The organism is Streptomyces sp. NRRL F-5755 (assembly GCF_001279365.1).
Lineage (GTDB): Bacteria > Actinomycetota > Actinomycetes > Streptomycetales > Streptomycetaceae > Streptomyces > Streptomyces rimosus.
Genome location: NZ_LGCW01000315.1, coordinates 1 through 17,764, shown reverse-complemented (window position 1 = coordinate 17,764; position 17,764 = coordinate 1). Strand labels below are relative to the sequence as shown.

Sequence of the window (17,764 nt, the reverse complement as noted above, 5' to 3'; positions counted from 1 at the left end):
TGTCCCTATTCCACGAAGGAGGAATCCGTGGTGAACGACACCGACATCCTCAACGCCATTGCCAAAATCGTCGAAGAGGTCGTCGGCGTCGCCTCCGCCGAGGTGACCGCCGAGAAGTCTTTCACCGACGACCTCGACATCGACTCTCTGCTGATGGTGGAGATCACCGTGGCGATCGAGGACAGGTTCGAGGTGCAGATCCCCGACGACCGGGGCGCGGAGTTGAGAACTGTGGGCGAAGTGGTGGGCTATATCGACAGCTATCGGTAATTGCCGCCACTGACTTCGGGAGGTACGCGTGCACAGAACACCTCTTCACGGGGCCAGGCGGCCATGAGCATCCTCGACCGCTTCCGGCTCGACGGTCGCGTCGCCGTGGTCACCGGCGCCTCCTCCGGACTGGGCATCGCCTTCGCCACCGCGCTGGCCGAGGCAGGCGCCGATACCGTGCTCGGGGCCCGGCGCGCCGAACGGCTGGAGGCGACGCGTACGGCCGTCGAAAAGCTTGGCCGCCGGGCCGTCACCGTACGTACCGACGTCGCCAGACCGGAGGACTGCCGCGCGCTGATCGACGCGGCCATGCAGGCATTCGGGCGGGTCGACATTCTCGTCAACAACGCCGGTATCAGCAGTGAACACCCAGCGACGGAGGAGACACCGGAGCAGTTCCGCGAGGTCATCGACATCAATCTCAACGGCTCCTACTGGATGGCCCAGGCCGCGGGCGCGGTGATGCTGCCCGGCAGTTCCATCGTCAACGTTTCGAGCATCCTCGCGCTGGTCACGGGCGGTCTGCCGCAGGCCGCCTACTCGGCGTCGAAGGCCGGGATTCTCGGGCTCACCCGCGATCTCGCCCAGCAGTGGACCCCCGGCAAGGGCATTCGCGTGAACGCCCTCGCGCCGGGCCTTTTCCCCTCCGCGATGACCGACGGCTACGCCGAGGGCTACGTCGAGGCGATGATGCCGCGAGTACTTTCAGGCCGCATCGGACAGCCCGAAGAACTCGCCGCGGCACTGGTCTTCCTCGTCTCCGACGCGGCGTCCTACATCACCGGCACCACGCTGATGGTCGACGGGGGTACGCATATCGCATAGTGCGACGCGTGGGCTCTCCTCCGACGGCACAGCGCGTCCCCCCGGAACGTGCCGGCATTTGCCGGAAACTTCGAGCGGATGTGTACATGTTGTTGATCAGTGAGCGATACGGCCATATACGTCTTGGTGTGATCGGGCGCAATGACGTTGGCGACCTCTCGTGCACAACCGTCAGCACTCGTTCGGGCACGGCTTCCCACACTTGCCCACCACGAATGCACCTCGAAATATCAAGCCCGTTACCTGATCCGAAGTCGAATCCGTCGAGCCTTTCGCGCGGGATCGATCCACTCGACGGCCCGGGGAGCCGGCCATGACGACGGAGCCCACCGCCCGTCCCCGTCCACGCGAAGCGCTCGGCGATCCGCACCTGCGCCGACTGGTCGTGGGCCAAGGGCTGGCGGCCGTGGTCGATGCGCTGTTCCTCGTATGGCTCACGCTCTTCGTGCTCGAACTGTCGGAACCCGGGTTCGCCACAGGGCTGGTTCTCGTGGCCGTGGCGCTGCCGCGAGCGGCGCTCCTGCTTCCTGCGGGAGTCCTGGTCGACCGCGTCGGTCCCGCTCGTATCACGGCCGCCGCCTCCTGGCTCCGGGTCGCCGTCCTGCTCGCCCTCGGCGCCCTGGTCACCCTCACCTCGCCATCGGTGACCACGGTTGCGCTGCTCGCCGGGCTGCTCGGCGCCGCCGACGCCGCCTACTTCCCGGCGGCCCTGGCGCTGTTGCCTGCCGTCGTACCGACCGGAAAGCTCGCCCGGGTCAACGCGCTGGTGCAGGGCGCGGAGTCGGGAGGCGATCTGATAGGCCCAGCGGTGGCCGCCGGAGCCATCGCCGCCGTCGGCTTCGAAGCGACGCTCGGTGTGATCGCGGCGATGGCCGCGTTGGCCGCCGCCGTCCTCAGCACGCTCATCCGCGTAGTACGACGTGGCGGTGGCACCGGGGACGACGCCGATCCCGACACCATCGACGGTGAACAGCTCAGCAGTGCACGCGCCCTCGTCGCGGGCTTGCGATACGCCTGGCATGAACCACTGGTACGAGGCATGCTGGCGGCCATCGCCCTGATCAACATCACGGTCGTGGGCCCCGTACTCGTGGGCGGCGCGGTGCTCGCCGACCAACGCCTCGGGGGCGCGGGGTCCCTGGGCATCGTGCTCTCCGGTTTCGGCGCCGGCTCACTGGCGGGCTCGCTGATGGCGGGGTGGCGGCCGCCCGCCCGGCGGGGCTGGACCGTGGTCGGCGGAGTCGCGGCAATCGGCGCAGGCGTGGCCGGACTGGCCGCCGTCACCCATGTCATCACCGCAACAGCGGTCGTCTCACTAGTCGGCCTCGGATCCGCATTCCTCGGAGTGGTCGTCGTGGCCACACTGCAAGAGCGCGTGCCCAACGAACTACTGGGCCGAGTAATGAGCCTCATCGTCCTGGTCACCGTAGCCTTCGACCCATTCTCCTACGTACTCGCCGGCGCCCTGCTCCCCTACGGCACGACAACACTGTTCCTGGTAAGCGGCGGCACCGTCCTGGCATGCGCGGGCCTGGTAGCCGCAAGCCCAGCGATCCGCTCCTTGCGGTGACTTTGCCGATCGCCGACGGGAATTCCTCACCGACCAGTGGGACGGGGAAGGCAGGGCAGCCCGCTGCCCCTCAAAGGCCGACGACGCGGCCGGCCATGCCCTTTCGAGGCCCTGTCGGGCAAGGACTGTGCGCAGGTCCGCCGGGACATACCCCGCCAACGGCCGCTACACCGTCGCTTACATCAGCAACACGTCCGTACGCATTCACCAGAACAACCGCGTTCTGAGCAACGAACGTTCTGGCTCGCCATCCAGCAACTCCCCCGAGGCCCCTGTACGCCGACAGCCACGGGGGCACCTCGTGCGCTCAGGCTTTGGTCCGCTTGCGCCCCTGACCAGGTGCGGACTTCGCGCTGCCGTCCAGGCGCGGAGCCGGAAGCATGCCCACCGGACCTCCCGAGGCATCTGCGGGCCTGGCGGCCGGGGCCGGGGCGCTGCTGTCTTCCGCCATTACTTCCGGACCGAGGCCCATGGCCGGGAGCTTGCCCGTCAATGCCAGCGCGGTCTCCTCCTGCGACAACGTCACTCCTGTCGCCTCGTGGAGCAGGGCCAACCCGGAACGGGTGTCCTGAACCGCTGGCCGCCATGTGGTCACGGCTGCGGCGGCTGGACGATCAGGTGGGCCAACTCGCTCGGCCCCGCAGCGCCCTTGCCGACTACATCGACGCCGCCGAGCGCATCGGCCGCCAGAGCTACCCGCCCTTCGAGGGTGCGGCTGAGGCTGCGACCTTGGAACCCGCCGAGCCCGCCAAGCCCACCGAGCCCGCCGAGTCCGTCTGACCGCGGCGTGTCCAGTGTCCCCTCCTACTTCCTCTCCGCTACCCGTCGGAGGCCCCGATCCGGAAGGGCGACGTCGCCCGGATCGTAGGTGTTCGGCTGGGAGCGGGCCCAGAAGTCGGTGGGGTGGGCCTCGTGGGGTGGCGTAGGCGGTTCTTGGCTGGTTGGTGGTGGCGGGCCTGGTCCAGGGCTCGGGTGAGGTTGACGCGGTACCAGAGGACCTCGTCGAACTCTGCCGCCATGGTCGCCCACTCCACCGCCTGCTGGACCGTCGCTCCGGCGGCTGGAGGGGCCAGGGACGGGCGCAGGCGGCGCAGCACGGAGCGTTCCAGAGGGTCTTCCGCGATCGAGGCCAGCTCCTCCGGTGGCAGGACGGCGGCGATCACGGCGGCCGACTGCCAGCCGTCCTCCGCCTGGCCCATCAGCTGGGCGACCCGGCGGCTGCGCCACTTGCGGCCCCGCCAGTCCTGGCCGCCGTCGAGCATGACCCGCATCACCGCGGGGATGTGGCCCCGCAGCAAGCCCGGCTCGCGGTCGGCGAATTCCGTCAGCTCCGAGGCGAGGTAGAGCCAGACCACGGCGCCGTAGCGGTTCACGTAGAAGCGGACCGGGGCGAAGCTGCCCGCGCGGGCCAGGCGCAGGAATCGGCCCGGGCCGATGTCTAGCAGACCGGCGGCCTCGGTCGCGCCGACCGTTCGCAGGCGCTCACGCAGCGTGTCGGGGAAACCCTCCTCCGCCCGCAGCCGCCGGATCTCCTCCACCGGCACCCGGCGCCGCCCCCACGATCCGGCCGGGCCGGGCCGCGCCTCGGGGTCCGGCGGGACCGTGGCGATCTCCTCCAGTTGCACCGCGAGGTCGAACTCGCCGCTGCGAAGCCCCAGTTCGTGGGCCGCCCGACCCGGCGCGAGCGTCTCCCCCACAGTCAGGAGTTCATCCAGCGCGGATACCTGCCGCCCGTCGCACATCACCGTCATGGCACTCTCCCCCGTCATCGTTCGTCGCGGAATCCGGTGCGGATCCCCGCCGGTTCGTTACCGACAGTGACGACGATAGCCGTGGGGTACGACACTGCGTCAAGCCCCGGCTTCAGGGCTGTGGACAACCTTCCGGCCGACGGGACGCGACCCCCAGGTGTTCCCCCACACGGTTGACCAACAGCGCCATTTCATAGGCGATTTGCCCCATGTCGGCCTCTGGGCCCGCCAGCACGCACAGACAGCTGCCCTCCCCCGCCGCCGTCACGAACAGCACACCGTCGTCGAACTCGACCATCGTCTGCCGTACCTGCCCGGCCTCGAAGTGCCGGCCCGAGCCCTTGGCAAGGCTGTGCAGGCCCGACGCGACCGCCGCCAGGTGCTCGGCGTCCTCCCGCGCCAGCCGCTCGCTGGCGCTCGTCACGAGCCCGTCGTTGGACAGCACCAGGGCGTGCCGCACCTGGTCCATCCGCTCGGTCAGGTCGTCCAGCAACCAGTCGAGCCCGCTGCTCGCTGCCATCCCGTTTCCTCCCCGTGTCCCCGTGGGCAACTGCCGTGCCAGCCTGGCCCACCCATGCCGTCCCGGCAAGCGTCCCGGCCGGGCCGCGCGGTTCGCGGGGCCTGTTCGGGCCGGATGGCGCAGGATGGCGGTATGGCACGCAAAATGAGCAAGGACGAGTGGCAGAGCTTCCTGTCCGAGGGCACCCGCACCGGCAAGCTCTCGACCGTACGGGCCGACGGCAGCCCGCACATCGCACCGGTGTGGTTCCTCCTGGACGGCGACGACCTCGTGTTCAACACCGGCGCCGACACGGTCAAGGGCCGCAACATCGCCCGGGACGGCCGGGTCGCGCTCTGTGTGGACGACGACCGGCCGCCGTTCAGCTTCGCGATCGTGGAGGGCCGGGCCGAAACCAGCGACGAGCTCTCCGAGGTACGCGCCTGGGCGACCCGTATCGCGGCCCGCTACATGGGTCAGGAGCGCGCCGAGGAGTACGGGGCGCGCAACGGCGTCCCCGGGGAATTGCTGGTACGGCTGCGGATCGACAAGGTCGTGGCCCTCGCCGATCTCGCCGACTGACGTTCCGGCCGTACGGCGGCGGTACGGCCGGAACGCGGCGCCTCCTCACCCCACCGAGTCCAGCAGCCGGGCGGTGTACACCCGCCCGGCGTGCTCCACCAGACGTATCAGCACTTCCTTGCCCGAATCGCGGTCCCGCGCGTCGCACAGCACCACGGGGGTGCCCCGGTCCAGATCGAGCGCCCGCGCCACCTCGTCGGCCCCGTACGCGCGGGTCCCGGCGAAACAGTTGACGGCCACCAGGAAGGGGATGGAGCGGTTCTCGAAGTAGTCCACGGCGGGGAAGCAGTCCTCCAGCCGGCGCGTGTCCGCGAGCACGACGGCGCCCAGGGCGCCCCGCGCCAGGTCGTCCCACAGAAACCAGAAGCGGTCCTGTCCGGGCGTTCCGAAGAGGTACAGGGACAGTCCGGATCTGATGGTGATGCGGCCGAAGTCCATCGCCACCGTGGTGGTGGTCTTGCGCACCACGTCCCCGGCGTCGTCCAGCGCGGCGCCCGCCTCGCTGAGCAGTTCCTCCGTACGCAGCGGCCGAATCTCGCTCACGGCACCCACGAGGGTCGTCTTGCCGACCCCGAATCCGCCCGCCACGAGGATCTTCAGGGCCATGAAGGTGTCGTCCGGGGTGTTCGCGGAGGCGTCGGCAGGCGGTACGGATACGTCGTGGGGTTCGTCGCGCGAGTCGAAAACCATGGCGAGGACCGTACTCCTTTCGCTACACAGCGTGGCGTGGAGTTGACAACTTCGTACGCTGCGGGAGAAAGCCCCGGCCACCGTCCGGCCGGGCGCCACCAGCGGGAAACCCGCGCCGCGAGCCGGTCGCCGCACCGGCGGGGCGCGAGAAAGAAGGCTGATGATGTCCACCCATGAGGCCACCGGTACCGGCGAGGACATCGCGGCCGTACCCGCCGCGGGCGACAACGAGGCAGGCCCCTGGCACAACGTCTGCCGTATCTGCCACCCGCGGGAGTCGCCCGTACGGCCGCTCGTCGCCATCTGCGGTGAACCGCTGCTCGGCATCAGGGCCGCCCGCGACGCCCCGCGGTGCGAGCTGTGCGACTACCTCACACCGCTGCACGTACGAGGACACCGGACGTGAGGCCGCGCCGGAGCCGTCGTCAGGCGTGAGCCGGCACCGCGTGTGCGGCGGCACTGTACAGACGACTGCGCGGGAACGCCGGCTCCGGCGCCCGTTTTCACCCCAACGGATGCACTCACCCTGCTAGTTTGGTTAGCCAGTCTAACTAGACAGGCGAAGGGGCCGCATGTCTCAACAGCAGTGGAACACCGTCGACGACTACTTCAACTCCCTGCTCGTCCCGTCCGACGAGGCGCTGGAGGCTGCCCTGCGCGACAGCGAGGCGGCCGGTCTCCCCCAGATCAACGTGACGCCCACCCAGGGCAGGCTGCTCCAACTGCTCGCTCAGATACAGGGCTCCCGGCGCATCCTGGAGATCGGCACACTCGGCGGCTACAGCACCATCTGGCTGGGCCGCGCCCTGCCCGCCGACGGCCGTCTCATCTCCCTGGAGGCCAACGCCTCATACGCCGATATCGCCCGGGTCAATCTCGCGCGCGCCGGGCTCGCGGAGCGTACCGAGGTCCGCGTCGGTCCGGCGCTGGACAGCCTCGCCCAGCTGGCGGCCGAGGACACCGAACCGTTCGACCTGGTCTTCATCGACGCGGACAAGGCCAACAATCCGCACTACCTGGAGCGGGTCCTCGGACTGACCCGCCCCGGCAGCCTGATCGTCGGTGACAACGTCGTACGCCACGGGGATGTCGCCGACGCCGGCAGCACCGACCCCTCGATCCGCGGAATCCGCCGTTTCCTGGAACTCATCGCCGAACACCCGAAACTGACCGCGACCGCCGTGCAGACCGTGGGCGCCAAGGGCTACGACGGCTTTTCCCTGGCCCGGGTGGCCAGCTAGAAAGGCGGCCCCGCCCCGTCATTCACCGCAGGCTGATCCTGTTCCCGGCGGACACCTCGGCGCCGACGACGCCCGAGCCGGCGTAGCGGATGTTGTTGCCGGTGGCCGTTCCGCCGGAGCAGGAGGAGAACAGGATGGCGGTGCCGTCGCGTCCCTGGCTGTATTTCACGACGTTTCCGGTGACCACGGCTTCGTGGACGTACTGCAGCGCGATGCCGTTCGAACTGGCCCAGTCGCGAATGATGTTCCCGGTCACGACGACGTTTTCCATGGGGGTGTCCGACATTCCGTAGACGCCTATGGTGGCGTACCGCGGCCCTTGTCCCGGCTGGTTCGTCAGGCCCATGCGGGTCAGGACGTTGTGGGAGACGATGATGTTCTCGGTCTGCGACCAGAACCACGACTGGTACTGCGCGGAGGGGTCCACCTGTACCTGTATTCCGCTGTTGCAGTCCGCCATGATGTTGTTCGCGATGACCGCGTGGCGCCAGTTCTGGGCGCGTACGGCATAGTTCTTGGCGTTGGTGATCCGGTTGTTCACCACGCGTATTCCGTCGTGGAACCGGCCGGGGAACGTGGCCGTGTGGGTGCCCACCAGGGCTCCGAATCCGTCCGCCGAGCAGCCGTCCACGACGATGTTGGTGCTGTGCGTCCCGTCGGGCGCCTCCTGGACCTCTATCGCCTCGGAGAAGAAGCGGGTCGGCGTGGTGGCCTTGAAGCCCCGGAAGGTGCAGTTGCGTGCCGTCCCGTTGCGGATTCCGTGGAACTCGATCGCGTGCCAGTCCGGAATGTTCTCCACCACCAGGTCCTCGTAGAGGATGTTCTCGGCGGAGCAGAAGGCGAACATGTCCAGGTGCAGCGGATTGTTCGCGCCGCCGTCCCAGCGGCCGCCGCGGATACTGATGTTGGACGCGCCGTTGTATCCGTTGTGCGAGAATCCGCCGCCCCAGAGCGTGTCGATGGCGGAGGTGTCGCTGCGGAAGATGTGGGCGCCGTGGGCGACCACGGTCAGGTTTCCGGAGTCCGGCACCAGCACCCCCGTGCCCGATACCGCCGTTCCCGGACTGTGCATCCGATAGCGCCCCGGGGGAATCACCAGCGTTCCGCCGCCGGCGTCGCAGATGGTGGTCACCGCGTTCTGCAGCAGAGGCGCCGCATCGACGAGGCCCTTGGGGTCGGCACCGAAATGGTCGACGAAATTCCACTTCCCCGTGTCCGTCATGCCAGCATGATTACGCCGGGCGGCCGGGAGCGTAAGACACCGTGAGGCAACGGTTGCCGCGTCGGCCACCGCCGTTCCCGGCGCCACCGACGGCCCGTGTCACCGGCGGCCTCTACAGTTCCCGTATGAGTGACGACACCGCCGGTGCGCCCGGGCGCACCGATCAGGTCCATGACGTGCGGGAGTTCTTCGGCTCGCGCGCGCACGACTGGGACGCGCGGTTCCCCGACGACGGCCCCGCCTATCGGGCGGGCGTCGCCGCGCTGGAACTGCGCGCGGGTGACCGGGTGCTGGACGCGGGCTGCGGGACCGGGCGGGCCCTGCCCGCCCTGCGGGCCGCCGTGGGGGCCGGCGGTACGGTCCTGGGCGCCGATCTGACGCCCGAGATGCTGGCGGCGGCCGTACGGGCCGGACGGGAGCGTCTGGCGCCCCTGCTGCTGGCCGATGTGCACCGGCTGCCGCTGCCGGACGCCGCGCTCGACGCGGTCTTCGCCGCCGGGCTGCTGTCCCACCTGGGCGACGCCGGTACGGGCCTCACCGAGCTGGCCAGGGTGGTACGGCCCGGAGGGCGGCTGGCGCTGTTCCACCCGGTCGGCCGCGCCGCGCTGGCGGCGCGGAAGGGGCGCCCGATCACCTCCGACGACATACGGGCCGAGCCCCATCTGCGGCCCCTGCTGGCGCGTACCGGCTGGGACCTGGTGCGGTACGTGGACGAGGACGCGTGCTATCTGGCGTTGGCCGTGCGTCAGGGTGCCTGAGAGGTGCCGGCTCGGTGCGGCACGGGGCAGCCGCCCGTGGGGCGTCCCTGGGGGAAGGTTCCGAGGTCGGCGATGACGTAGCCGTTCGGGTAGCCCTTGACCTCCGGGTTCTGGCGGGCGTAGTGCGGGCGGCGGCGCGGCGGGAGCAGGCGGACGGTTTTGGCGCGCAGCCGCAGCGCGCCGCGCACCGCGGCGCGGACGGCGGGCCTGGGGCGTTCGTATCGGAAGGCGTCCAGCAGGGCGTCGTCGAGCAGGGCCATGCTCGCGCCGCGCACCACCGGGGCCAGCGGACCGTACCAGCCCGCCATCAGGCCGAGCGTGGCGTCGGAGACCCGCCGTCCGCTCTCGTCCCAGCCGAAGTGCGCGTGCTCGTAGTCGTCCAGGCAGCGCTCGAACTCCTGGAAGGTCTGCGGGATGCCGGTGATGCCCATGTGACGCCCGAGGGTGCGGTAGTAGACGGCCGTGGCGTGCTTCTCGTGCTCGCTCAGCCGCCGCCACCCGTACAGATCCAGCCAGCGCTTCGGGGTCACCACGAAGGTGCAGAGCACGTAGCGCATGTCGTCGTTGGTGATGTCGTAACTGCGGTGCATCTGGTTGATGCGGCGGATCGCCGTCCGGCCGTCCTCGGAGTCGAAGCCGTGCTCGATCACCGTGTCCAGGAGGAGCACGGTGTCGTCGTAGCGCTTTTGCGTACGGTCGGTCAGCTCCGCGGTTTCGGCGAGCAGCCGGCCGATGCTGGGAACGGCGTAGGTGCGGTAGAGCGCCAGTTCCAGGGCGCGGGCGACATCCCACGGGAATTCGTACGTCGTGGTGATGCGGTGGATGCGCAGGAAGTCGCGCTCCGGATCCAGCCGCTGGATTTCCTTCAGCCAGTCATACCGCCGCACCGAGCACCCGTCCTTTCGTCGTCGAAGTTCCCATCGTAAGCGTCCGGTGCACACTGGAACGACCGGAACGGGCACCGGGAATGGGGGACACGATGACCGGCTTCTTGCGCCAAATCTCCGGATTGTTCCGTGGTTTTCGGAACTTCTTCACCCGCGTCCGCACCACCGTACGGCTGCCGGGCGCGGAGGCGCCCAGAGCACCCGGGACGGCGCGGCGCCACAACATTTTCGAGGCCGCGGCGGCCCATGTTGCGGCGTGCGCGGAGGACGACGACGAACGTACGGCCGAGACGGCGGAGTGGGTCTCCCCCGAGGCGCTCGCCTTCGGCATCAACGAACTGGCCTGCCGGGCGGTCATCGCGCTCGCCCGGGAGCGCAGCGAGTCACCGCAGACGGTGGCCCGGGACCTGCTCAACCTGCCGGTGGCCTGAGGGCCATACGGTACGGCTGGTGACAACCGGCTCCGGGCCAACTAGGGTGCGCCGACGACTGATCGCATCAGGCGGAGCGCATCGCATGGGAGGCCCCGAGTGTCGACCGACAGCGCCGGTACGTCCACGGCCGGAAACGCGGACGGGGCTGCGCCCGGGAGCGCCGACGACGACCAGTTGCTGGTCCTGACGGCGGTACTGCTCACGCCCGCGCAGTTCCCGAGCGTGCTGGGCGACGACTATCCCGAGGTGTGCGCCGGGCTCGGCCTGGAGCCGTACGAGCAGGGGTACGGGCTCGTGCTCGGCCAGGACGGGCGGGGCGCGCGCTGGACGGTGGTGACGGACGACGTCTCGCTCGTCGCGTGCGCGGTCGCGGCCTGGGACTGCGGGATGGAGTACGACCTGTCGCCGGACGAGGACAGTGTGGTGGAAGCGCTCCCGGGCTGGCCGCTCGCGCTCGCCGTGGCCGCGCCGGGCGTGCCGGAGCCGCACGATCCGGAACCGGAGGAGGGCGGTCCGGCCGTGCTCAGACCACCGGACGCCGGGCGGTGGGGGCCCGCGCAGCGGCGGCTCGGCGCGGACGAGATCGCGCTCCGGTGGGCGGTCTGGCGCGAGCAGGTCGAGGACGGGGTCACGTTCGTCGATCCCGGGGCCCGGCCGCACGCCGGGGTGCGGCGGGCGCTGGCCGAGGCCCGTGCCTATGTGGCGGCGCCTCCGCCGCCGGGGCGGATCCGCTCGGCCTTCGCGGTGGGTGAGGCCCGTACGCTGCGGGTGGACGGGCCCGGCTGGAGCATGGTGGCGCGTACCGACGACATCGCGTTCGTCCTGCTGGACGACCAGCCGGGCGAGATCCTGCCCGTCGGGCGCGGGCCCGAGCTGCCGGGACTGCTCCGGTCGCTGGAGGCGCTGGCGGTACGGCCGGTCTGAGACGGCACGGCGCCGCCCCACCCGTGGGCCGTCGCCGTATCCACGGGTCCGCTGACGGGGACGTCGTCGCGGTCTGCCGGCCGCCCGGCTCACGCCGCCGGGCGCACGGTCACCGACCAGTGGGTCAGTGCCCTATCTCCTTGCGGGTCACGCGCCGCAGCCTGCGCCGCTGCGAGGGGTCCAGCGTCAGATAGGCCACCGCGGGCACCCCCACGATGACCAGCAGTGCCGCCCAGAACGGCAGCAGCCACAGCAGGAGCACTCCCACCGCGACGCCGCCGATGGCGACCTTTGCGTTCACGGACATCTCTCCCGTCCCTTCCGCGGCGGGCGCCGCTCTCGGTATCCGGTGAACGTCTGCCGGGCCCCAGGGGTTCCATCGGTGCCGACGAGCGGACCGGTGTGCCGATGGCGGCGGTCGTCGGTACGGCCGATGATGCTGTACCCTCGGGCGGCCGGTCGCCAGTAGTCAAACTTGAGGAGCTAGCTGCACGTGGTCACCCCTCCCGCGGCACCATCCGCTCCGCCGCCCGCGCTCGCGCGCCGGGCCGCGGTCTTCCTCCCGGCCGACCCGCCTCGTTCGGGGCAGGTCGCGTTCTGGCGGCCGGACGGCGGACCGGTCGACGTAACGACCGATGCCGCCGAGACCGCCGGGCTGCCGACGCAGTCGCTGACCGTCGCCGTGCCCGCCCCCGGCGCGGGAACCCGCACCGGAAGCGCCGACTCCGGCATCGAACTCCGCGACGTACCGGCCGTCGTGCTGCCCGTCGCAGCCGCCCTGCCCGTCCTCACCCGCGCCCGTACGGCCCCTGGCGCCGACGCGGCCGCGGCCTTCTGGGGCTCCGCCGCCGTGCTGGCGCTCCATCTGGCCGCCCGTGGGCGGCTGCTGCCCGGAGTGAGCCGTTCCGGTCACGACGCCTGGCGCGTGGGTCCGCTCGACCCCGCCGACATCGAGCGGCTGCGCGAGCTTGCCGCGTCGTTGCCGCCCCAGGCGCACGCGGTGCCGCTCCCCGACACCGCCTCCCCCGTACTGCTGCCGGAACCGGAGCGCCTGGTACGGGAGTTCCTGGACGCGGTGGCGGACGGGCTGCCCCGCTCCCCCGCCGCCTCCCTCGCCACCGGCGGACCGGCCTTCGCCGCGCCGGAGCCGCAGCACATCCCCGAACAACGCGCATGGGCCGCGGACGTGGCGGCCGGGCACGACGCGGGCGTACGGATCTCCTTGCGCATCGAAGTCGCGGGGCTGGCCGGGGCGAACGAGGCCGGGACCAGCGTTCCGGACGGCGTCGGCTTCACCGCCGTGCTCCAACTGCACGACCTCGCCGACCCCGCCCTGGTAGCCGACGCGTCCGAGGTGTGGGCGGGCACCACCCCCGCGGGGCAGGCGTTCGGCCCGCGGGCCCGGATGGACACCCTGCTCACGCTGCGCCGCGCCGCCGCGGCCTGGGCGCCGCTCACGCCCCTGCTGTCCGCCGCCGTACCGGACTCCTTCGGCCTCGCGGACGAGGAGATCGCCGAGCTGCTCGGCCCGGCCTCCCGTGCGCTGGCCTCGGCCGGGGTGGAGGTGCACTGGCCCGCGGACCTGGTACGAGGGCTCAGCACCCGGGCCGTGGTGGGGCCGCCCGATCAAGATGGCGCGCCAAATGACGCCCGAGAAACCGAAACCCGCACCGATCCGGAACCTACCGGTCCCGACCGTGCGGCATCCGGAACACCGTCCTTCCTCTCCGCCGACGCGCTGCTCTCCTTCAGCTGGCGTTTCGCCGTCGGCGACCAGGAGATCAGCAGGGCGGAGCTGGACCGGCTGGCGGAGGCGGGGCGGCCGCTCGTACGGCTCCGCGACCGGTGGGTGCTGGTCGATCCGGAGGCGCTGCGTACGGCCCGGGACCGTCAGGACCGCAAGGTGACGCCCATCGACGCGCTCGGCGCGGCCCTCACCGGGACCGCCGAGTCCGACGACGGCGCGCGCGTGGAGGTGCAGGCGTCCGGCTGGCTGGCCCGCCTCCGCGACCGGCTCACGGCGGCGGACACGGCGGCGACGGACGGGGACACGGCCGACCGGCCGCACCCGGAGCCCCCCGTCGCCCAGCCCGCCGCCCTCGCCGCCACCCTGCGCGACTACCAGTTGCGCGGGCTCGGCTGGCTGCACCGGATGACCTCGCTCGGCCTCGGCGGCTGCCTCGCCGACGACATGGGCCTGGGCAAGACCGTCACCCTCATCGCGCTGCACCTGCACCGGCAGGGCGACCCGTCCGCCGCCGGCCCCACGCTCGTCGTCTGCCCGGCCTCCCTGATGGGCAACTGGCAGCGGGAGATCGAGAAGTTCGCGCCCGGCACGCCGGTCCGCCGCTTCCACGCGGACCGGCGCAGCCTCGACGGCCTGGCGGACGGCGAGTTCGTCCTCACCACGTACGGCACGATGCGGCTGGACGCGGCGAAGCTGGCGGGCATCCGGTGGGGGCTGGTCGTCGCCGACGAGGCCCAGCACGTGAAGAACCCGTTCTCGGCGACGGCCGGGGCGCTGCGCACCCTTCCGGCGGGCGCCCGGGTGGCGCTCACCGGCACGCCGGTCGAGAACAACCTGTCGGAGCTGTGGGCCGTCCTCGACTGGACCACGCCGGGCCTGCTCGGCCCGCTGGGCCGCTTCCGCAAGCAGTACGCCACGGCCGTCGAGGGCGGCGCGGACCCGGCCGCCGCCGACCGGCTGGCCCGGCTCGTCCGCCCCTTCCTGCTGCGCCGCCGCAAGTCGGACCCGGGCATCGCGCCCGAGCTGCCGCCGAAGACGGAGACGGACCGCGCGGTGGCGCTGACCAGGGAACAGGCCGGGCTGTACGAGGCTGCGGTGCGCGAGGGGCTGGGCGAGATCGCGGCGGCGGAGGGCCTGGCGCGGCGCGGCCTGGTGGTCAAGCTGCTCACCTCCCTCAAGCAGATCTGCAACCACCCTGCGCAGTTCCTGAAGGAGGAGCGGCCCCGGATCGCGGGCCGCTCCGGGAAGGTGGAGCTCCTGGACGAGCTGCTGGAGACGATCCTCGCCGAGGACGACGCGGGGGTGCTGGTGTTCACGCAGTACGTCCGGATGGCGCGGCTGCTCGAAACGCACCTGGCGGCGCGCGGGGTGCCGACGCAGCTGCTGCACGGCGGTACGCCGGTCGCGCGGCGCGAGGAGATGGTGCGGCGCTTCCAGGACGGTGACGTACCGGTGTTCCTGCTGTCGCTGAAGGCGGCGGGCACCGGCCTCAACCTGACCAGGGCCGCCCATGTCGTGCACTTCGACCGCTGGTGGAACCCGGCGGTCGAGGCGCAGGCCACCGACCGCGCGTACCGCATCGGCCAGACCCGCCCGGTGCAGGTCCACCGGATGGTCACCGAGGGCACGGTCGAGGACCGGATCGCCGGGATGCTCGCGCGCAAACAGCGGCTGGCGGACGCGGTGCTCGGCTCCGGCGAGGCCGCCCTGACCGAACTCACCGACGCCGAGCTGGCGGACCTGGTCGCACTGCGAGGGAGCGAGCGATGACCGAGACGACCGGCACACGGGAAGATCCGGGCCGCCACGAGGACACGTACCGGCCGGCGCCCGCCCGGGAGCGCACTTTCGCCGCTCTGCCGCCGGTGCGCGGCGGTGCGTTCGCTCGGACGTGGTGGGGTCTGGCCTGGCTGAAGGCGTTGGCCGACAGTGCGCTCGACGGCCAGCAGGTCAAGCAGGGCCGCCGGCACGCGCGCGCGGGCGCGGTGGGGGCGGTGTCCGTACGGCCCGGCCGCATCACCGCGGTCGTCCAGGACCGCGACGGCACGCGGCACCGCTGTGACGTACTGCTCCAGGAGCTGGACGGGGCGGACTGGGACCGGTTCCTGGATCTGGTCGCGGACCGGGCCGGGCACATCGCGGCGCTGCTGGACCATGACATGCCGCCGCACCTGGTGGAGGACGCGGCAGCGGCCGGGATCGAACTCCTTCCGGGAATCGGCGACTTGGAGGCGGAGTGCGGCTGCGGGGCATGGGACCACTGTGCCCATACCGCTGCGCTCTGCCATCAGGTGGCGCGCTTGCTGGACGAGGACCCGTTCGTGCTGCTGCTGATGCGTGGACGGGGTGAGCGGGAGCTGCTGGAGGACCTTCAGGCCCGTACCGCCTCGCGCGCGCGGGAAGCCTCGGAGGAGTGCGCGTCCAGTGGGCAGGCCGCGGAACCGGTGGAGGCCGACGGCATACCGGCGGCGGAGGCGTACGCGGCCCGGGACATCCTGCCGCCGCTGCCCGCACCTCCGCCGTACGTGGACGAGCCGGGTGCCGTGCCGGTTCTCGGCGGCGGGACCGATCCGGCGCCCGGAGTGGAGGTGGCAGCGCTGGAGTTCCTGATCAGCGATACGGCGGCGCGCGCTCAGCGCCTGCTCGCCGACGCGCTGTCCCCCGGCCACGCGGACAGCCCGCCGCAGGCGCCGCTGACGTGCGCGCAGGACGCCGTACGGTTGGCGGCGGCCGGTCCGGAACCCCGGATCGCGGCGCGGCTGGCGGCCGGTTCCGGGCGTACGGCCAAGGGGCTGGCCCTGGCCGTACGGGCGTGGGAGTACGGCGGAGCCCCGGCGCTCGCGGTCCTGGAGGAGGAGTGGACGCCGGAGCCTGCGGCCTTGGCGCGCGCTACGGCACAGCTCAACGCCTGGGACGAGGACGAGCCGCCACCACGCCTGCGCCACGACCGCAACCGGTGGACTGTCATCGGCGCCGACGCGCAGCTCAGGTACGGGCGTGACGGGCGCTGGTGGCCGTACCGGAAGGAGCGCGGGCAGTGGACGCCCGCAGGTCCGGCGGCCGAGGACCCGGCCGCCGCGCTCGCGGCGCTGCGCGGCGGAACGGAGGACTCCGCGGGCTCCCCGTGAAAGCGCCTGCCCGTACGCCCGTACGGCTGACTCTCCGCGCGGCGCGGCGCTAATCTGCTCGGCGTCAAGGGGCCGGCGCACGGACCGCCGGCCCGGCGTGCGGCCGATCGGAGGGACCGTGCCTGCTGTGAGCCCCTTGGACGTTCTCGAACAGCGGCGCGCCGCCGTCACGGGGCAGGACGCGGACGCCTTCGCGGACCTGTTCGCGCCGGACGGAGTGATCGAACTGCCCTTCGCGGGACCCGGCGTGCCCGACCGGATCGAGGGCCGGGAGGCGATCCGGGCGTTCGCGCGGGCGGCGATGGGCGCGCTGCGCATCGACGCGCTGGTGACGCTCGCGGTGCACCGCACCGAGGACCCGGAGGTCGTCGTCGCGGAGACGCTCACCAAGGGCGTGGGGCGCGGCGACGCGTTCGAGGGCCGCTCGGTGCAGTTCTTCCGCATCCGGGACGGCGCGATCCTGCTGTTCCGGGACTACACGGGGCCGTTGCGCAAGCCGTCCTCCTGAGGCGGGCGCGCTTCGGCCGGGTGCGTACCGTACGGCGGCGTGCCCGGCCGCGGCGCGCGGCCCGGCGGCGGCCTACGCGCCCCAGATCCGGGCGATGAAGAAGGCCGCGACGAGGACGACCACGACGGCGAGCGCCAGCAGCGGGCCCTTGGACCAGCCACGGGTCGGGTTGTGGGTCTCCAGCGGCCCGGCGTCCGGGGTGCTGCCCTCGGCGGGCGGCGTCTCACCCGGCGGCACGCCGCCGCCCGGCTCCAGGCCGGCGGTGCGCTCCGGTACCGGGTCCGGGTTCTTCGGTGCATCGTTCATGCTGCCCGGGTGCCCGGGGACGGCGGATTCTCACGCCGGGTACGAAACGAGCCGGTCGGGCCGGTGCGGCGGCGCCCGGAACGGGCTGGTCGGACGCGCGTCGCCGTACTCGGAACGGACCGGCCGGGCCCGTGCACCGCACTCGGAACGGACCGGCCGGGCTCGCGTCACCGCGCCCGCAACGGACTGGTCGGACCCGCGTCACGTACTCGGAACGGACCCGCCGAACCCACGCCACCGCACCCGCAACGGACTGGTCGGACCCGTGCCGCCGCGCCCGGAACGGACCGGTCAGACGCGCATCGCCGCCCCCGGAACGGACCGGCCGGCTCGTGCCGCCGCACTCAGAACAGACCGGCCGACCCCCGCCTCCGCACCCGGAACGGACCGGCCGAACCCACGCCACCCCACCCGCACCGGCC

Annotated in this window: 20 protein-coding genes; 13 read left to right on the top strand and 7 right to left on the bottom strand. The window is 71.9% G+C overall.

The window, feature by feature from the left end:
* The first annotated feature begins 27 nt into the window (after positions 1–27).
* The 4 genes from ADK86_RS37515 to ADK86_RS37500 all read left to right on the top strand — a co-directional run bounded on the left by ADK86_RS37515 (position 28) and on the right by ADK86_RS37500 (position 3,445).
* Positions 28–270 carry an acyl carrier protein gene (locus ADK86_RS37515; RefSeq protein WP_053700650.1) on the top strand — a complete coding sequence of 81 codons (243 nt, stop codon included), beginning with the start codon at positions 28–30 and terminating at the stop codon, positions 268–270.
* Positions 271–333: 63 nt separating this feature from the next.
* Complete coding sequence (locus ADK86_RS37510) at positions 334–1,095, top strand: SDR family NAD(P)-dependent oxidoreductase (protein WP_053700649.1); 762 nt, start codon at positions 334–336, stop codon at positions 1,093–1,095.
* Between the two features lie 313 nt (positions 1,096–1,408).
* On the top strand, positions 1,409–2,665 hold the full coding sequence (locus ADK86_RS37505) for an MFS transporter (protein ID WP_053700648.1): 1,257 nt from the start codon (positions 1,409–1,411) through the stop codon (positions 2,663–2,665).
* Positions 2,666–3,250: 585 nt separating this feature from the next.
* The gene (locus ADK86_RS37500; protein ID WP_199834546.1) at positions 3,251–3,445 is read left to right on the top strand and encodes a hypothetical protein; all 195 of its coding nucleotides are present in this window, start codon (positions 3,251–3,253) and stop codon (positions 3,443–3,445) included.
* A gap of 38 nt (positions 3,446–3,483) precedes the next feature.
* Here ADK86_RS37500 and ADK86_RS37495 read toward each other — a convergent pair whose 3' ends face one another.
* Both ADK86_RS37495 and ADK86_RS37490 read right to left on the bottom strand, forming a co-directional pair.
* A complete protein-coding gene (locus tag ADK86_RS37495; RefSeq protein WP_053700647.1) occupies positions 3,484–4,416 on the bottom strand; it encodes a DUF6397 family protein in 933 nt (310 codons plus the stop codon).
* 112 nt (positions 4,417–4,528) lie between these two features.
* The gene (locus ADK86_RS37490; protein ID WP_053700646.1) at positions 4,529–4,936 is read right to left on the bottom strand and encodes a roadblock/LC7 domain-containing protein; all 408 of its coding nucleotides are present in this window, start codon (positions 4,934–4,936) and stop codon (positions 4,529–4,531) included.
* Positions 4,937–5,068: 132 nt separating this feature from the next.
* On the opposite strand from ADK86_RS37490, the gene ADK86_RS37485 reads away from it, so the two are divergent.
* Positions 5,069–5,497: a PPOX class F420-dependent oxidoreductase gene (locus ADK86_RS37485; RefSeq protein ID WP_053700645.1), complete on the top strand. Its 429-nt coding sequence runs from the start codon at positions 5,069–5,071 to the stop codon at positions 5,495–5,497.
* 45 nt (positions 5,498–5,542) lie between these two features.
* On the opposite strand, the gene ADK86_RS37480 is transcribed toward ADK86_RS37485, so the two are convergent.
* Positions 5,543–6,103 carry a GTP-binding protein gene (locus ADK86_RS37480; protein WP_050506527.1) on the bottom strand — a complete coding sequence of 187 codons (561 nt, stop codon included), beginning with the start codon at positions 6,101–6,103 and terminating at the stop codon, positions 5,543–5,545.
* Positions 6,104–6,347: 244 nt separating this feature from the next.
* Here ADK86_RS37480 and ADK86_RS37475 point away from each other — a divergent pair, with 244 nt between their 5' ends.
* Together ADK86_RS37475 and ADK86_RS37470 are read left to right on the top strand one after the other, a co-directional pair.
* Positions 6,348–6,593, top strand: a complete 246-nt coding sequence (locus ADK86_RS37475; RefSeq protein WP_030587757.1) for a hypothetical protein — start codon at positions 6,348–6,350, stop codon at positions 6,591–6,593.
* Positions 6,594–6,759: 166 nt separating this feature from the next.
* On the top strand, positions 6,760–7,428 hold the full coding sequence (locus tag ADK86_RS37470) for an O-methyltransferase (protein ID WP_053700644.1): 669 nt from the start codon (positions 6,760–6,762) through the stop codon (positions 7,426–7,428).
* A gap of 22 nt (positions 7,429–7,450) precedes the next feature.
* On the opposite strand, the gene ADK86_RS37465 is transcribed toward ADK86_RS37470, so the two are convergent.
* Positions 7,451–8,650, bottom strand: a complete 1,200-nt coding sequence (locus tag ADK86_RS37465) for a NosD domain-containing protein (RefSeq protein WP_053700643.1) — start codon at positions 8,648–8,650, stop codon at positions 7,451–7,453.
* Positions 8,651–8,775: 125 nt separating this feature from the next.
* On the opposite strand from ADK86_RS37465, the gene ADK86_RS37460 reads away from it, so the two are divergent.
* Positions 8,776–9,408, top strand: a complete 633-nt coding sequence (locus tag ADK86_RS37460; RefSeq protein ID WP_053700642.1) for a class I SAM-dependent methyltransferase — start codon at positions 8,776–8,778, stop codon at positions 9,406–9,408.
* Here the strand turns inward: ADK86_RS37460 and ADK86_RS37455 are convergent.
* A complete protein-coding gene (locus ADK86_RS37455) occupies positions 9,396–10,295 on the bottom strand; it encodes an oxygenase MpaB family protein (protein WP_053700641.1) in 900 nt (299 codons plus the stop codon). The two genes, ADK86_RS37460 and ADK86_RS37455, sit on opposite strands and share 13 nt — an antisense overlap.
* 122 nt (positions 10,296–10,417) lie before the next feature.
* Here ADK86_RS37455 and ADK86_RS37450 point away from each other — a divergent pair, with 122 nt between their 5' ends.
* Both ADK86_RS37450 and ADK86_RS37445 read left to right on the top strand, forming a co-directional pair.
* Positions 10,418–10,726 carry a hypothetical protein gene (locus ADK86_RS37450; RefSeq protein WP_234346296.1) on the top strand — a complete coding sequence of 103 codons (309 nt, stop codon included), beginning with the start codon at positions 10,418–10,420 and terminating at the stop codon, positions 10,724–10,726.
* A 99-nt stretch (positions 10,727–10,825) separates the two neighbouring features.
* Positions 10,826–11,653, top strand: coding sequence for a hypothetical protein (locus ADK86_RS37445; RefSeq protein WP_063789181.1), 828 nt, complete (start codon positions 10,826–10,828; stop codon positions 11,651–11,653).
* Between the two features lie 124 nt (positions 11,654–11,777).
* Here ADK86_RS37445 and ADK86_RS37440 read toward each other — a convergent pair whose 3' ends face one another.
* Positions 11,778–11,960 (bottom strand): hypothetical protein, encoded by a 183-nt coding sequence (locus ADK86_RS37440; RefSeq protein WP_003981679.1) that lies wholly within the window; start codon positions 11,958–11,960, stop codon positions 11,778–11,780.
* 186 nt (positions 11,961–12,146) lie between these two features.
* On the opposite strand from ADK86_RS37440, the gene ADK86_RS37435 reads away from it, so the two are divergent.
* The 3 genes from ADK86_RS37435 to ADK86_RS37425 all read left to right on the top strand — a co-directional run bounded on the left by ADK86_RS37435 (position 12,147) and on the right by ADK86_RS37425 (position 17,036).
* On the top strand, positions 12,147–15,170 hold the full coding sequence (locus ADK86_RS37435) for a DEAD/DEAH box helicase (protein ID WP_053700640.1): 3,024 nt from the start codon (positions 12,147–12,149) through the stop codon (positions 15,168–15,170).
* The gene (locus ADK86_RS37430) at positions 15,167–16,528 is read left to right on the top strand and encodes an SWF or SNF family helicase (RefSeq protein ID WP_053700639.1); all 1,362 of its coding nucleotides are present in this window, start codon (positions 15,167–15,169) and stop codon (positions 16,526–16,528) included. Before ADK86_RS37435 ends, ADK86_RS37430 begins: the two co-directional genes overlap by 4 nt.
* A 127-nt stretch (positions 16,529–16,655) precedes the next feature.
* Positions 16,656–17,036, top strand: coding sequence for a nuclear transport factor 2 family protein (locus ADK86_RS37425; protein WP_199821638.1), 381 nt, complete (start codon positions 16,656–16,658; stop codon positions 17,034–17,036).
* 72 nt (positions 17,037–17,108) lie between these two features.
* On the opposite strand, the gene ADK86_RS37420 is transcribed toward ADK86_RS37425, so the two are convergent.
* Complete coding sequence (locus ADK86_RS37420; protein WP_030629752.1) at positions 17,109–17,342, bottom strand: DUF6480 family protein; 234 nt, start codon at positions 17,340–17,342, stop codon at positions 17,109–17,111.
* Positions 17,343–17,764: the final 422 nt, after the last annotated feature.

Coding starts and splice junctions, on each gene's coding strand:
- ADK86_RS37430 (WP_053700639.1), top strand. CDS start 15,167: ATGACCGAGACGACCGGCACACGGGAAGATCCGGGCCGCCACGAGGAC.
- ADK86_RS37500 (WP_199834546.1), top strand. CDS start 3,251: ATGTGGTCACGGCTGCGGCGGCTGGACGATCAGGTGGGCCAACTCGCT.
- ADK86_RS37505 (WP_053700648.1), top strand. CDS start 1,409: ATGACGACGGAGCCCACCGCCCGTCCCCGTCCACGCGAAGCGCTCGGC.
- ADK86_RS37470 (WP_053700644.1), top strand. CDS start 6,760: ATGTCTCAACAGCAGTGGAACACCGTCGACGACTACTTCAACTCCCTG.
- ADK86_RS37480 (WP_050506527.1), bottom strand. CDS start 6,103: ATGGCCCTGAAGATCCTCGTGGCGGGCGGATTCGGGGTCGGCAAGACG.
- ADK86_RS37485 (WP_053700645.1), top strand. CDS start 5,069: ATGGCACGCAAAATGAGCAAGGACGAGTGGCAGAGCTTCCTGTCCGAG.
- ADK86_RS37465 (WP_053700643.1), bottom strand. CDS start 8,650: ATGACGGACACGGGGAAGTGGAATTTCGTCGACCATTTCGGTGCCGAC.
- ADK86_RS37460 (WP_053700642.1), top strand. CDS start 8,776: ATGAGTGACGACACCGCCGGTGCGCCCGGGCGCACCGATCAGGTCCAT.
- ADK86_RS37420 (WP_030629752.1), bottom strand. CDS start 17,342: ATGAACGATGCACCGAAGAACCCGGACCCGGTACCGGAGCGCACCGCC.
- ADK86_RS37475 (WP_030587757.1), top strand. CDS start 6,348: ATGATGTCCACCCATGAGGCCACCGGTACCGGCGAGGACATCGCGGCC.
- ADK86_RS37495 (WP_053700647.1), bottom strand. CDS start 4,416: ATGACGGTGATGTGCGACGGGCGGCAGGTATCCGCGCTGGATGAACTC.
- ADK86_RS37440 (WP_003981679.1), bottom strand. CDS start 11,960: ATGTCCGTGAACGCAAAGGTCGCCATCGGCGGCGTCGCGGTGGGAGTG.
- ADK86_RS37510 (WP_053700649.1), top strand. CDS start 334: ATGAGCATCCTCGACCGCTTCCGGCTCGACGGTCGCGTCGCCGTGGTC.
- ADK86_RS37490 (WP_053700646.1), bottom strand. CDS start 4,936: ATGGCAGCGAGCAGCGGGCTCGACTGGTTGCTGGACGACCTGACCGAG.